Raw genomic sequence first — 13,031 nt, forward strand, 5'->3', positions numbered from 1 at the left:
ATGCCGATGGTGCCGATAGAATAATGCACGTGACCTCACCGCTGCCCCGCCGCGCGCGGCTGCTCCGCCTGACGCGCCGCGTACTCATCGCCGTATGCCTCGTCGTGTTCGTGGAATGCGCGTGGTTCAACCTGCCCTACGTGCTGTCGATCGGCGCGAGCGGCGATTCTGTCTCCGCGCATAACGAGCTCGGCCCTGGACTGCAGCGCACAGCCGAGGGGATGCTCAAGGTGACCGACCCGACCACGGCGTGGCTGCGTACGCAATCGGACGGCTCGTCGGAGTATTGGCGCGTGGATCCGACGCCTATGCGGGGGATCGACGCGGCGCTCGCCGGGCCGTGGTCCGATGACGTCGTCACGACCGTACACATGCGCCTCGAGGCGCATGGCGTGAGTGGGGCCGCGCAATCGGTGAGCCCGTACGCCCCGCGGTCGCTGTACATCCGCGATAACGCGACGGGCACGACCACAATCTGGGTCGAAGAGACCCGGGGTGCGCTCGTACCGATTGAGAACGTGCGCGCCAACGTGCGTGTGCCGTTCGAATTCGATTGGGCGCGCGTGGGCACGATGGTCGCCGTGGCGCTTGTGGTGATAGCGTTCCTGCCCGGCTCATGGCTGTGGCGCACCCGGCTGGACACGGCAAGCAAGCGGCAGCGGTGGCTCTTCGCGCTTGCGCTCGCCCCCTTGGCCTTCTATACGGTCTGGCATGTGGTGTGGGGCATCCGGTTTGCCGCGCCGTTGCGGTTCCATACCGACGGCGGCTACACCTACGACTTTGACCAGTATGGGCATGTCGCCGATGCGCTGTTGCATGGCCGGCTGTGGCTCGACCTGCCGGTGCCGCAGGAGTTGGCGCAGACCGCCAATCCTTACGACGTGGCCCAACGCGACCGTTTGTTCGACAAGGGCGTCTCGCCGGTCTACTGGGATTACGCGTTCCGCGACGGTCACTGGTATTCGTATTTCGGTGTGCTGCCGTCGCTGCTGCTGTTCGCGCCGTTCCGTGTGGTCTCGTCGTGGTTCGCGCCCGGCGGCATGATGCTGCCCGCACGCTGCGCCGAACTGCTGCTCATGTTCGGCATGGCGGTGTGCTCGTGCCTGTTGGTGATTCGCGTGCTCAAGCGCATCGTCGGCGCCGTGCCGCTCGCCACTGTGGTGCTTGCCTGTGTGGCGTATCTGATCGGCGCAACCGCACCGTACCTGTGGTTCCGCACCAATTTCTATTCGATTCCCTTCGCGGCCTCGCTGTTGCTGGTGGCATGGGGGTTGTGGTTGTGGCTGGGCGCCGAACGCGGCGACGGCACGCTCTCGTGGCCGCACGTAGCCGCGGGCGCCGCATGCATCGCCGCCACGCTGGGGTGCCGGCCCACATTCGCGCTCACCGCGGTGCTGGCGTTGCCGTTGTTCTGGCATCATCTGTACGTATGGTTCCGTGCCCGTGACTGGCGCGGCTTGGTGGCTTGGTGCACGTGGATGCTCGTGCCGGCCGCCGTGGTGGTGGCCCCGGTCCTGGCATACAACCAGTTGCGGTTCGGCTCGCTGTTCGATTTCGGCAACGCCTACCAGATCACCGTGGCCGACATGACGAGCTTCAGCACGCCATGGCGCAATGTACCGGGCACCATCCTGTACTACCTGTTCCTGCCGTTGCGCCCGACCGGCACGTTCCCCTTCCTCGAGATATCCTCCACCCCGTTGCCCGCATGGTCGTTCACCGAACCTTCCATCGGCGGCCTGTGCGTGCTCATGCCGCTCGCCGCGCTTGCGTTCGCGGTGCCGTTCCTGCGGCGGCGTCTGGGAGCATTGTGGCCCACGTTGGTCACGATGCTCGCCTTGGCTGTTGTGCTGCTGGTGTTCGATTCCATTGTGGGTGGATTCGGATGGCGCTACATGGCCGATTTTGGGTGGCTGTTCATGCTGTGCGCGCTGCCGGTGGCGGCACAAGCCATGCAGGGCAGGCGGTGGGCGCGCGCGATCGTGGCGCTCGTGATGGCCTATGCCGTGGTGGTGTGGGCGCTCTCGTGCTTTGTGGTGGGGCGCGACGACATGCTTGTGGTCAACGAGCCGGGGCTCTACCATGCGGTGCGCTCGTGGTTCACGCTGCTGCCGTAGGCATGCCTACAATGGGCACTTATGAACTTCCTTTCGACCCTGCTGCATCGCGATACGGCCCACACGCCCAGCCATGTGGGCATCACGCTCACCGATGCGTCATACCATTACGCGGACGGCACCGTGGGACTGGCACCCACGAGCTGCACATTCGCCCCCGGTGAAGGCAATGTGGCCATCATCGGACTCAACGGCGCCGGCAAAAGCACCCTCGTCAGGCTGTTGGGAGCCGCAGCCATTCCCACAGGCGGATCGATCACCTTCGATCTGGACGGCACGGACCGCGAACCCACGCACCGTGCGGGCCGCCGCAGGATCGAGGCGGCCGTGGGGCTTGTGGACCTTGCGCATGTCGAATCGCATTTCCGGCGTGCCTCGAGTGTGGAGGCCGCGCTGCTCGAATACCTCAAACGCCATGGCGTGTCGCTCGATGAGCGCATCGCACGCGTGGGCGCACTGCTCGAACGCTTCGACCTGCTTGAGGTCAGGCATGTGCCGTACGAGGAACTGGATGGCGAACGCCTGCACCTGCTCGCGATGGCTGTGGCGAGCGCCACATCCCCCGCACTCCTTGTGGCCGACGAGCCCACGCGGGGCTTGGATGAGATCAGTTCTGCGCATGTGGCGCGCCGACTGCTCAGCTGCGGCACACCGGTCATCTTCTCGACGCACGACGTGGGGTTGACCACGCACGAACCGTATGGCATCACCCGTACGATTGTCATGGACGAGACGCATCTCGTGTTCGACGGCGAACCGCAACGTTCCGCCTCGTTCTACACGCAGCTCATCCGCAGCAAATATCAGTCGCTCACGTCGAGCGCACGTGCCACCGCGCCGAGCACAAGCCGCACATTCGACGCGAACCGCTCCGGTTCGGCGAGCAGCGAGAGCGCGAGGTAGCCGTTCGACGGCATGTCGAAGAAATACCCCGGCTGTCCACTCGCGCCTGCGTGCTCGATGAGCGACAGCACGAGTTCATTCTCGTCGATCACGCTGGGGAACCGCAGCAGCACGTTCCAGCCGCCTTCGGCGCGCAGCACATCGACCACACCAAGCGTGTCGGCGTCCACGAGCTCATGCAGGCGGCGCAGATTGCCCTGCGTGCGTGCACGCACCCGCTGTAATTGGCTGGGCGCCGCAGCGAGCATCGGCGGCACGGCACGGGCCACGAGTTCGCTCATCGGCAGGAAGTCGTCGGCAATCACATCGAGCCGTCGCGTGGCCTGTCGCACATCGTCCTTGGGGCCGGACACGCGGATCCACCCGACTTTTGCGTGCGGGGCGGCCAAGGTCTTGGAGAAGCCGTCGAGAGCGAAGGTCAGCACACTGTCTTCACCGGCGAACCTGCGGTTGCCATCGAACGGCTCGAGGGCGTAGTCGAAGAAGACCTCGTCGGCGATGATCGCCACATCGTACGCATGGCACAAGGCGACGAGCTGCTCGCGTTCGTTTGGTTTGACATACGATCCGGTGGGATTGTTCGGATTGATCACAATGAGCGCGCGGATGCGGTGCCCGGTGTCGTCACACAACAACTGTTCGATCTGCGCGGTATCGATCGTCCACGATCCGTCGAACCGCAGCTGGTAGAAGCGCGGCTCCACACATTCGAGGCGCGCGATCGATTCGATGAGCGGATAGCCCGGCTTCGGTGCGAGTACGGCGTCGCCCGTGTCGCACAGCAGTTTCATGAGCCATGCATAGGCCTGCGACGTCGAGCTCAGCAGATAGAGGTCGTCCGCGCGCGCACCACCGCCCAGATACGCGGCGAGCGCCTCGCGCGCATACCGCTGTCCGCGCGGGTCCGCCGCGTACGGCTCGGGCAACAGGTCGGGCGCCAGCCCATGGTGGGTGGGGTTCGAATCATTGAGCGCGATGGGCGTGGCGCCACGCGCGCGCATCGCATGCTCCGCGATGGCGATCGGATTGGGTTCGCTGATGTCGACTCGGTGGGAAAAACGCATGGGTGTGATTGTACGCCAAGCATGGAGGAGGGGCGCCGCGCGCCAATGCGCGTGAACGCCCCTCCGCCTTCTTGGATGTACTGCGGTCAGTCGTGCTGCTGCACGCTCGCGTAATAGGCGGCGCCGATGATGCCCGCCTCGTTGTGCAGAGTGGCCGCCACCATCGGGGTCTTGATGTCGATGTACGGCAGGAACTTTTCGGATACACGGCTCACACCGCCGCCGACCACGAAGAGCTCCGGGCTGAAGTAGAGCTCCATGAGGCTGTAGTATTTGGTCAGGCGCTTGGCCCACTTCTTGTACCCCATGTCGAGCTTCTCACGCACCGACGAGGCGGCGTACTTCTCGGCGTCGCCCTTGCCCTTCGGCAGCTGGATGTGGCCAAGCTCGGTGTTCGGGATCAGCACGCCATCGTAGATGAGGGCGGTGCCGATGCCGGTGCCGAGCGTGGTGGCGATGACAAGGCCTTCCTGTCCCTTGGCAGCGCCGAACTGCTGTTCGGCGAGGCCTGCGGCGTCGGCGTCGTTCACCACGGTCACCGGGCGTCCGCACGCCTCCGAGAAGACCTCGGTCACATCCACACCAATCCACGACTGGTCGAGGTTGGCCATGAAGTCGAGTTTCTTGCCCGGGTGGATCGGTGCGGGGAACGCGATGCCGACCGGCACGTCCTCAGGCACTTCGAAGTGCTCAAGCTGCTGGCGCACGATGTCACCCACCGCCTTGGGGGTGGAATGCTCCGGGGTGAGAATCTTCAGGCGCGGCTGTGCGAACTCGCCCTTCTCCAGATTGACCGGGGCGGCCTTGATGCCGGATCCCCCGATGTCTACGCCGAATGCCTGTGCGGTCTCAATCATCGCAACCTCTCCTATTGTATGTGCGCATCACAACGGCACGTCTTCAAGCCGTCATTCACATCATATATTAGTTCAATGGGCAAATATTGCACTTTAGTACGAGTGTTCACATAATGGACGCATTTCTTTGGAAACGATTGTTCCCACTCATACCGCCGTGTAACACGCTTCATCATCCCCCGGCTTGATGTCGTTTTCTACAGACGGGCGCCTTCGAAACGTCCGTTTATCGTATGGGTGGCGTATAGATGGTGCTGCCAAGTTTCAGGGAAGGTGCAATTCCTTACTGGCGGTAGCGCCATACGCCCCAAGGGCGGACCATGGCGGAGCCCGCAACCCGCATGCTGCGGTGGATCTGGTCGGATTCCAGAGCCAACGGTCATAGTCCGGATGGAAGAAACAGGAGAACCCACAATGGGACAGTCCAACATACCCTCATCCACCCCACGCAGCCGCCGCCCAGACGACGCGCACACGACCGGTGCCGGCGGACAAGGCCGCTGGTCCACCAAGCGCATCGCCATGTATGCGCTGTTCGTGGCGCTCGCGATGGCTGTCAGTTTCCTCGAGTTTCCACTCATGCCTGCAGCCCCATGGCTCAAATACGATCCGTCGGGCATCATCTGCCTGGTGGCCGGCTTCGCATACGGCCCCTCCGCGGCCGTGATCGTGAGTGTGCTCGGATTCCTCCCGCATATCTTCACCAATCCGTGGGGATCGATCATGGCAATCGGCGTCGCGTTGGCACTTTCAGTGCCGGCCGCTTTGGTCTACCGGCGCCATACCTCGCGCAAAGGCGCCCTTGCGGGCATCGTGGTGGGCGCGCTGTGCGCCATCGTGGCCGCGATCATCGGCAATCTGTTCATCACACCGCTTTACGCGCACATGTCGATGGCCGCGGTGGCCAAGATGATCGTGCCGATCCTGCTGCCGTTCAACCTGATCAAGTTCACATTGCACGGCGTCATCACCTTCCTCATCTACAAGCCGATTTCGAATCTGCTCAACCGATGACGCACGGTGCAAGCACAGACGCGCCGATCGAACTCGACGGCGTGAGGTTCAGCTACGACGGCGGCTCCACATGGGTGCTCGACGGCGTGGACCTGCGTGTCGGGCCCGGTGAGCGCATTGCGCTCGTAGGCCCCAATGGCGCCGGCAAGTCCACGCTCGCACGCCTGATCGCCGGACTCGCCGCCCCCGACCACGGCACGGTGAAGCTGATGGGCCACACCGTGTTCGACGACGCGCACGGCGCCGACGCCGACGCATACCGCGAGGCGAGGCGCTCGATCGGCGTCGTCTTCCAGAACCCCGGGGACCAGATCGTGACCACGACCGTGTCCGCAGACGTGGCGTTCGGTCCGGAGAATCTCGGCGTGGCCCCTGCGCTGATCGGCGACCGTGTGCACAGCGCGCTCAGCGCGGTTGGCATGGATGCCTTGCGCGACGCCGACCCCACCGCCATGAGCGGCGGCCAGCAGCAGCGCGTCGCGATCGCCGGCATGCTCGCCATGGACAGCCGTGTGCTCGTGCTCGACGAGCCGACGGCGATGCTCGACCCGCAGGCGTTCGATGACGTGCTCACGGTCATCGAACGCGTGCACCAGCGCGGCACTGCGATCGTGATGGTCACGCACCACCCCGACGAGGTGATGCACGCCGACCGCGTCCTCGCCGTCGAGCATGGCAAGGTGCGCGATGTGACCGCACGGTATGCACATGCACGTGGCACAACCGATCCGCCACACAGTCCCGGCACCGCGCTGCCTGACCTGCCACACGTGGGCAGGACCGCGCATGACCCGACGGTCGTGTTCGACCACGTCTCGTTCGCCTATGCCCATGGCGCGCCAGTGATCGATGACCTGACCGTGGGCATCGAACGCGGCTCCACCGTGGCGCTCGTGGGGCCCAACGGATCAGGGAAAACGACCTTCGCGCGCCTGCTGTGCGCGCTCATCGCCCCCGATGAGGGCACCCTATGCATCGACGGGCTGCGCTGGCGCCATGCCAAACGGCGCCAGCGCAAAGCATTGCGCCGTTCGCTCGGTCTGGTCATGCAGCGCCCCGAACGGCAGCTGTTCGCCGCCACCGTGCGCGACGACGTGGCCTATGGCCCACGCAACCAGGGGCTCGACGACGCCGCTGTGCGCGAACGCGTGCAGGAGGCGCTCGACCTCGTCGGCATAGCCGACCTCGCCGACAGGGACCCGTTCTCGCTCAGCGGAGGACAGCAGCGGCTTGCCGCAATCGCCGGCGTGCTCGCCTGCCGCCCGCGCGTGCTCGTCATGGACGAGCCGACGGCGTCGCTCGACGAGGCGGGCGTGGCACGCGTGCACGCCATCATGCGCACATTGCACAGCCAAGGCGTCACGATCCTGCTCATCACGCACGACATGCGCGCCGCGCAACAACTCGCCGACACGATGCTCGTGTTCGGCGGGCGTACACCGGGGCCCGAGGCATCCGAACCGCGCATCGCGCCGTCGGACGCGTGCTATTCGGTCGTCTCCCGTCTCGACCCGCGCGCGAAGATCATTGGATTCCTCGCGCTGATGTTCTCCGCGTTCACAATGACGTCGTGGACACAGCTGGCTGTGGGATGCACGGCGACTGCGGTGATTGTGGCCGCGAGCAGGCTCGACGTGCGTGCGCTGTGGCGCTCAACGCGCATGTTCGTGGTCGTGCTGCTGGTCATGGGCCTGTTCAACATGCTCGTGGTGCACAGCGGCACACCATTGCTGCATATCGGCGGCTGGGCGCTGACGACGGGCGGACTCACTGTCGCCGCGCTCTACACCATCCGGTTCATGCTCGTGATTGTGCTTGGCGCGGTCATCATGCTCACCACTACTCCCACCGCCCTCACCGATGCGTTCGAATCGATGATGTCGGTGTTCCGCAAGGTCCTGCATGTGCAGGAGATCGCGCTCGTCATGTCGCTCGCCCTACGGTTCCTGCCGACGATCGCCGACGAAACGATGTCGATCCGCGATGCGCAGGCGGCGCGCGGCGGCTCGATCGAGACCGGCTCCCCCATGCAACGTGTGCGGGCCATGTGCGCGGTCATCGTACCGATCTTCGCAGGGGTGATCCGCCACGCGGACAATCTCGCGCTCGCGCTCGACGCCCGCTGCTATCAGGAAGGTGAGCCGCGTTCCCATTGGCATGCATTGCGTATGCATGCGCGCGACTGGTGGTTCCTCATCGGGGTGGCTGTTGTGCTATGCGCGCTCGCGCTCAGCACTGTGTTCACAATATGAGCCGAAGTGGCGCCACGCCGGCACAATACGACATATTGATATATAGCGACCATCGGATCGCGCGATGACACAATCACCGGGCGGTCTGCTGAGAGAAGACGGATTCAACGTCAACGGTTTGACACAGGCCCTCGCATGGGTCCCACAAGGACGCGACCATGGCAGGGCGCAAACCGCCGAGTCGTGACTGAATGTGCATCCGGCCAACTGCCGGGTGCACATTTCTTTTGTCACCGCCATGCCGAGCCTGTTCTCGCAGAGCACGACGCCCACGGGGCCCGGCGCCACTCGATTACGATGGAGTGCAGGACGGCCCGAGCCGTCTTCCCTGCAGGAATCGAGGAATCATGGCACAAGAGAACCATTGCATCGCGCTCAACAACGACGTGATGATCCCACAGATCGGCTTCGGCGTGTTCCAAGTCGAGGATGGTCCGCAGACCGTGGACGCCGTGCGCACCGCCATCGAGGACGGGTACCGCCATATCGACACGGCGAGCGTATACGGCAACGAGGCTTCGGTGGGCCGCGCCATCGCCGAAAGCGGTGTGGACCGTGCCGACCTGTTCGTCACCACGAAACTGTGGAACGACGACATTCGCAAGCACCGCACCAAGGACGCGTTCCAGGAGAGCCTGGACCGGCTCGGCCTAGACTATGTGGACCTGTATCTGATCCACTGGCCGGCCGAAGGCTGGCAAGAGGCATGGGCCGCCATGCAGGAGCTCTATGCACAGGGCCGCATGCGTGCGATCGGCGTGAGCAACTTCGAGCGGAACCATCTGGCCGAGCTGCTCGAACAGACCGATGTGCTGCCCGCGGTGGACCAAGTCGAGTCCTCCCCCACATTCCCCAACCAGGACCTCATCGACTTCTGCCACGGCAAAGACATCGCCGTCGAAGCGTGGAGCCCCCTCGGCGGCACCGGCGGCACCCTGCTCACCGACCAGCGGCTGCTCGACATCGGCGAGAAATACGGCAAGTCGTCCGCACAGGTCGTGCTGCGTTGGGACCTGCAGCGTGGTGTCATCCCGCTGCCGAAGTCGGTGCACAGCACCCGCATCATGCAGAACATCCACGTGTTCGATTTCGAGCTCGACGAATCGGAGATGCGGATCATCAGCTCGCTCGACACCGGCAAGCGCAACGGCGCCGACCCGAACAACTTCGACTTCTGACCATTGCCGTGTTGCCGCTCCATCGTGCCGTTCCGTTACGATGGAGCGGCAACACGCATGTGCATATGCAGAATTCAAAGGAACGAACACATGGCATTGACGAAGAAGCAGATCAAGCAGCTGCGCGCCGCGGCGAACCAGATCAAACCGCTCGTGTACATCGGCAAGAACGACCTGAGCGATACCGCAGTCAACCAGGCCGACGAGACGATCGAGAAGCGCGAACTGATCAAGGTGCAGGTGCAGGACGGCTCCGGGCTCGACTCCCATGAAGCGGCCGACATGCTCGCTGAACGCCTCGGCGCCGAGGTCGTGCAGGTGATCGGCAACCGCTGCGTGCTCTACCGCCGCTCCAAGCGTGACGACGTGGAGCATATCCGCCTCGTGCGCGAGTAGACCGGCACAGCGGCATTTTCCCATCATACGGATTGAGGGCCCATCATGGCGATGAGCCCTCAATCATGCCGGGACGATGTGGCTCAATACGCCGATTCGTCCCATTCGGGTCGCCAGCTCATCTGATGGTCGTAGGCACTGGCCCAGAACATGTATTCGTTCTCCACACCGCGCACGAAACTCGCCATGAGCCCGCGCTTGCGCGATTCGTCGAGCGTGGCGGCGATGTCTTCGATGTGCTCGATGAGCCACACGGAGGACTGCCAGAATGCATCGGTGCAATAGGTGCCGATCCATTCGCGGTACGGGTTGGTGTCCAAGGTATCGGCGAACTCGCGGGCAAGGCGCTGCCCGTAGTCGGCGTACACCCACGCGCACGGCAACACGGCCACGAGGATGTCGATCAGGTCCCCGCCATAGGCGGTGGCGAGCATGTTCGCAGTGTAGGCGCGGGCGAACGCGGATTGGCGCGCATCGCGCACATCCTGCGGTGTGATGCCGAACGAAGCGAGGTATTCGTTGTGCAGCGTCTTTTCCACATGGAAGATCGCATGCTGCACCTGCGCCATGAACGCCATCACTTCGTTGTCGTCGGTTTTGGTGACGGCGAGCGCATGCACTTTCGCATAGTCGTTGAGGTACAGCTCGTCCTGGATCAGGTAGAACGCGAACGTGTCGCGTGGCAACGTGCCCGCGCCCAGTTCGCGGATGAACGGCTGCCGGTAGCCTTCCTCCCACACCAGATCGGCGGCGTCGCGCATGCGCCGCGCGAACGGTGGCAGATTGGTCAGCGTGATCGGTTCATGTGGCTCGAATCCCATGATTGTTCGTCTCCCTACGATGGTGTTAGCCAACAGGTTCAAAGGGTCGGGCCGCCTGATGGCCCTCTCAACCCGTGTGCACGGGTCCCCCTGCGTTACATTGGTGCCGTGTGGCGCCACATGCCAGTATGGCATGGCACCCCGCCAAGGCCGATTCCCACCCGCGGACCATGCGTGACAACCGCACGCACGGCCGCTACACTGAATGGGCATGAGACTCATTGGCAATATTCTGTGGCTTGTGCTCGGCGGCCTTGCGATCGCGTTCGGCTGGGCCGTGGTCGGCGTCATCCTGTGCATCACGATCATCGGCATCCCGGTGGGCAAGCAGGCGTTCAAGATGGCGAAGCTGACGCTGACCCCCTTCGGCACACAGGTCGTGTATGGCGGTGGAGCCGGTTCGGCGGTCCTCAACTTCATCTGGGTCATCTTCGTCGGGCTGTGGTTCGCCATCGGTTATGTGGTGGCCGGCTTGGCCAACTGCATCACGATCATCGGCATCCCGTTCGGCATCCAATCCTTCAAGATGGCCAAGTTGGCGTTGTTCCCCTTTGGCACGCAGATCGTATGACGTGCGGCCCCGTCAGTATCCGTGGGAGTGCAGGTAGGCGTCGTCGAAGCCGAAATAATGGCCGATCTCATGCAGCACGGTCTTCTGGATCTGCACCACGAGCTCACGGTGCGTGGAGCATACGCGTTCGTGCGGGCCGCGGAAGATCGTGATGACGTCGGGCATCACGCCGGCGTACCCCGTGCCGCGCTGGGTGATCGGAATGCCTTGGTACAGGCCGAGCAGTTCGCCATGCCCGTGCGTCATCGTGCGCAGCTGCTCGGGGGTCGGTTCATCGTCCACAGTGATCGCGATGTTGTGCAGCACGTCCTTGAACCGCTGCGGCACTGAGGCGAGCGCCTCCGTCACCGCCTGTTCGAATTCGCGTTCACTGATCCTCATCATCGCCGGTTTGCTCCAATCGTGTGATGTCCTGTTCGATTTCACGCAGTCGGTTGCGCAGATCGGCTTCGATGTCCACGCCGGCGGCCTGCGCCTGCCGTACGATGCACACAATCTGGTCGGCATAGTCGTCCGCGAGCGCGCTTGGTGTGTCAAACGCCTGTTCGAGTTGCTCATGGCGCGCGGATTTGCGCACCCGTGAGACCACTTTCGCCGTGCGCGGCAGGGCGCCCTGCGCGTGCGCGATGCCGTCGAGCACGGACCGGCGCCCTTTTTCGCGCTGTTTCATCCGCTCCCACACGGCGAGTGTGTCTTCGGCGTCCAATTCGTCGCTGGTGGCCCCGTCCGGCGGGAACACGAGCGGGTGTCGTGTGATGAGCTTGGTGGCAAGACGGTCGCATACCTCGTCGATGTCGAAGGGATCATGTGGGTCCTGCGCGCAGATCTGTGCCTGAAACACCGATTGGAGCAGCATATCGCCGAGTTCTTCGCGCATGTTGTCGCGGTCTGCGCATTCCACGGCGTCGATGTATTCGTAGGTCTCCTCGAGCAGCGGCTTGAGGAGTGATCGGTTGGTCTGGGCGCCGTCCCATGGACAGCCGTCAGGCCCCTGCAGGATCGCCACAAGCGCGCGTACGCGGTCCAAGGATGTCGGAGCCTCGAACACGGGACGCAGTTTCGAGCAGTGCGCAAACCCCGCGGGCGGCTCGTATGCGCCGCCCGCGCTGGTGGTCTCAGGTTGTGTCATGCCGCCCCGGTTCAGTCGCGGCCGAGCGGGTTGACGCCTTCGTTCGCCGGCGCCACCTCGTTGTCGTACAGGAACGCATGCAGGTGCTCGTCGAGGTCGGAGGACTCCTGCTGCACATCGGCGTCTTCCTGCACGGTGTGGGGCTCCATATCGAGCACCTTGCGGCGAGTCAGGCCTGCACGGTCGTAGAAGCGGTAGTCGCAGCCGGTGTCGGTGTACAGGAAGTAGCGGGTCACACCATTGGCCTTGAACTGGCCGAGCAGCCAATCGAACAGATGCTTGCCCACGCCTTGGCCGCGCACCGAGGGGTCGACGAGCAGCAGCACGACTTCGGCGTCATACGCGTGCCCTTCCTTCTTCGCTTCGGCGAGCATGCTCCGGTTCGCTTCCTCGTTCTTCTTGAGTTGCTGCAGCGCGGCGCGTCCCTGCGCGTTGAACAGCAGCGAGGCGAGGATCTTCATGCTCGCACGGTGGTGCCTGTTCACGCCTTTGCGCGTCTCCGCGGCGTCGATGCGGCCCAGCACCACACCGACCACGGCCCCGCCTTGCACCGCCACCTGCGCGGTGGTCGTCCTGGCCAGACTGTATTCCAGATCGGCTTCGGCGAGTTTCATCGCGAGATCATGGTCGGTGCCGGGCTTGGCATGCCATGTGCCGCATAGCAGTGCAGTGAGCGCCGGGTAATCTTCGCGGCGCAGCGTCCTATAGGTGATTGTTTCGCTCATACAC

The 13,031-nt window shown here is 64.0% G+C and carries 13 protein-coding genes and 2 riboswitches; of the genes, 7 read left to right on the forward strand and 6 right to left on the reverse strand.

The features are described from left to right. Positions 1-23: 23 nt before the first annotated feature. Together OU02_RS00330 and OU02_RS00335 are read left to right on the forward strand one after the other, a co-directional pair. Positions 24-2,117, forward strand: a complete 2,094-nt coding sequence (locus tag OU02_RS00330; protein ID WP_051918194.1) for a hypothetical protein — start codon at positions 24-26, stop codon at positions 2,115-2,117. Positions 2,118-2,138: 21 nt separating this feature from the next. Continuing rightward, positions 2,139-3,020, forward strand: coding sequence for an ATP-binding cassette domain-containing protein (locus tag OU02_RS00335; RefSeq protein WP_051918193.1), 882 nt, complete (start codon positions 2,139-2,141; stop codon positions 3,018-3,020). Here the strand turns inward: OU02_RS00335 and OU02_RS00340 are convergent. Continuing rightward, complete coding sequence (locus tag OU02_RS00340; RefSeq protein ID WP_033488271.1) at positions 2,921-4,084, reverse strand: pyridoxal phosphate-dependent aminotransferase; 1,164 nt, start codon at positions 4,082-4,084, stop codon at positions 2,921-2,923. The genes OU02_RS00335 and OU02_RS00340 overlap by 100 nt on opposite strands. Before the next feature lie 86 nt (positions 4,085-4,170). Further along, the gene (gene ppgK, locus OU02_RS00345) at positions 4,171-4,941 is read right to left on the reverse strand and encodes a polyphosphate--glucose phosphotransferase (protein WP_033488272.1); all 771 of its coding nucleotides are present in this window, start codon (positions 4,939-4,941) and stop codon (positions 4,171-4,173) included. A 256-nt stretch (positions 4,942-5,197) separates the two neighbouring features. Next, positions 5,198-5,347, forward strand: a riboswitch (FMN riboswitch). A gap of 8 nt (positions 5,348-5,355) precedes the next feature. Between ppgK and OU02_RS00350 the strand changes: the two genes are divergently transcribed. The 4 genes from OU02_RS00350 to OU02_RS00365 all read left to right on the forward strand — a co-directional run bounded on the left by OU02_RS00350 (position 5,356) and on the right by OU02_RS00365 (position 9,781). Continuing rightward, on the forward strand, positions 5,356-5,955 hold the full coding sequence (locus OU02_RS00350) for an ECF transporter S component (protein ID WP_080720455.1): 600 nt from the start codon (positions 5,356-5,358) through the stop codon (positions 5,953-5,955). Further along, complete coding sequence (locus OU02_RS00355; protein WP_033488274.1) at positions 5,952-8,207, forward strand: energy-coupling factor transporter ATPase; 2,256 nt, start codon at positions 5,952-5,954, stop codon at positions 8,205-8,207. Before OU02_RS00350 ends, OU02_RS00355 begins: the two co-directional genes overlap by 4 nt. A gap of 347 nt (positions 8,208-8,554) precedes the next feature. After that, positions 8,555-9,385 carry an aldo/keto reductase gene (locus OU02_RS00360; protein WP_033488275.1) on the forward strand — a complete coding sequence of 277 codons (831 nt, stop codon included), beginning with the start codon at positions 8,555-8,557 and terminating at the stop codon, positions 9,383-9,385. Positions 9,386-9,475: 90 nt separating this feature from the next. Beyond that, entirely contained in the window at positions 9,476-9,781 is a 306-nt protein-coding gene (locus OU02_RS00365; RefSeq protein WP_033488276.1) for a YhbY family RNA-binding protein, read from the forward strand. A gap of 83 nt (positions 9,782-9,864) precedes the next feature. Here the strand turns inward: OU02_RS00365 and tenA are convergent, their stop codons facing one another. Next, entirely contained in the window at positions 9,865-10,602 is a 738-nt protein-coding gene (gene tenA / locus OU02_RS00370; protein ID WP_033488277.1) for a thiaminase II, read from the reverse strand. Continuing rightward, a riboswitch (TPP riboswitch) is annotated at positions 10,596-10,704 on the reverse strand. It overlaps the preceding gene by 7 nt. Positions 10,705-10,813: 109 nt before the next feature. Between tenA and OU02_RS00375 the strand changes: the two genes are divergently transcribed. Further along, positions 10,814-11,173, forward strand: coding sequence for a YccF domain-containing protein (locus OU02_RS00375; protein ID WP_033488278.1), 360 nt, complete (start codon positions 10,814-10,816; stop codon positions 11,171-11,173). Positions 11,174-11,185: 12 nt separating this feature from the next. Here OU02_RS00375 and OU02_RS00380 read toward each other — a convergent pair whose 3' ends face one another. The 3 genes from OU02_RS00380 to OU02_RS00390 are packed head-to-tail and all read right to left on the reverse strand — an operon-like array spanning position 11,186 to position 13,027. Beyond that, the gene (locus OU02_RS00380; protein ID WP_033488513.1) at positions 11,186-11,554 is read right to left on the reverse strand and encodes a metallopeptidase family protein; all 369 of its coding nucleotides are present in this window, start codon (positions 11,552-11,554) and stop codon (positions 11,186-11,188) included. Then, entirely contained in the window at positions 11,541-12,302 is a 762-nt protein-coding gene (locus OU02_RS00385; protein ID WP_033488279.1) for a nucleoside triphosphate pyrophosphohydrolase, read from the reverse strand. Before OU02_RS00385 ends, OU02_RS00380 begins: the two co-directional genes overlap by 14 nt. Before the next feature lie 11 nt (positions 12,303-12,313). Further along, a complete protein-coding gene (locus OU02_RS00390) occupies positions 12,314-13,027 on the reverse strand; it encodes a GNAT family N-acetyltransferase (protein ID WP_051918192.1) in 714 nt (237 codons plus the stop codon). Between the last annotated feature and the right edge of the window lie 4 nt (positions 13,028-13,031).

This window comes from Bifidobacterium pseudolongum subsp. pseudolongum DSM 20099, assembly GCF_000771225.1.
Classification (GTDB): Bacteria; Actinomycetota; Actinomycetes; order Actinomycetales; family Bifidobacteriaceae; genus Bifidobacterium; species Bifidobacterium pseudolongum.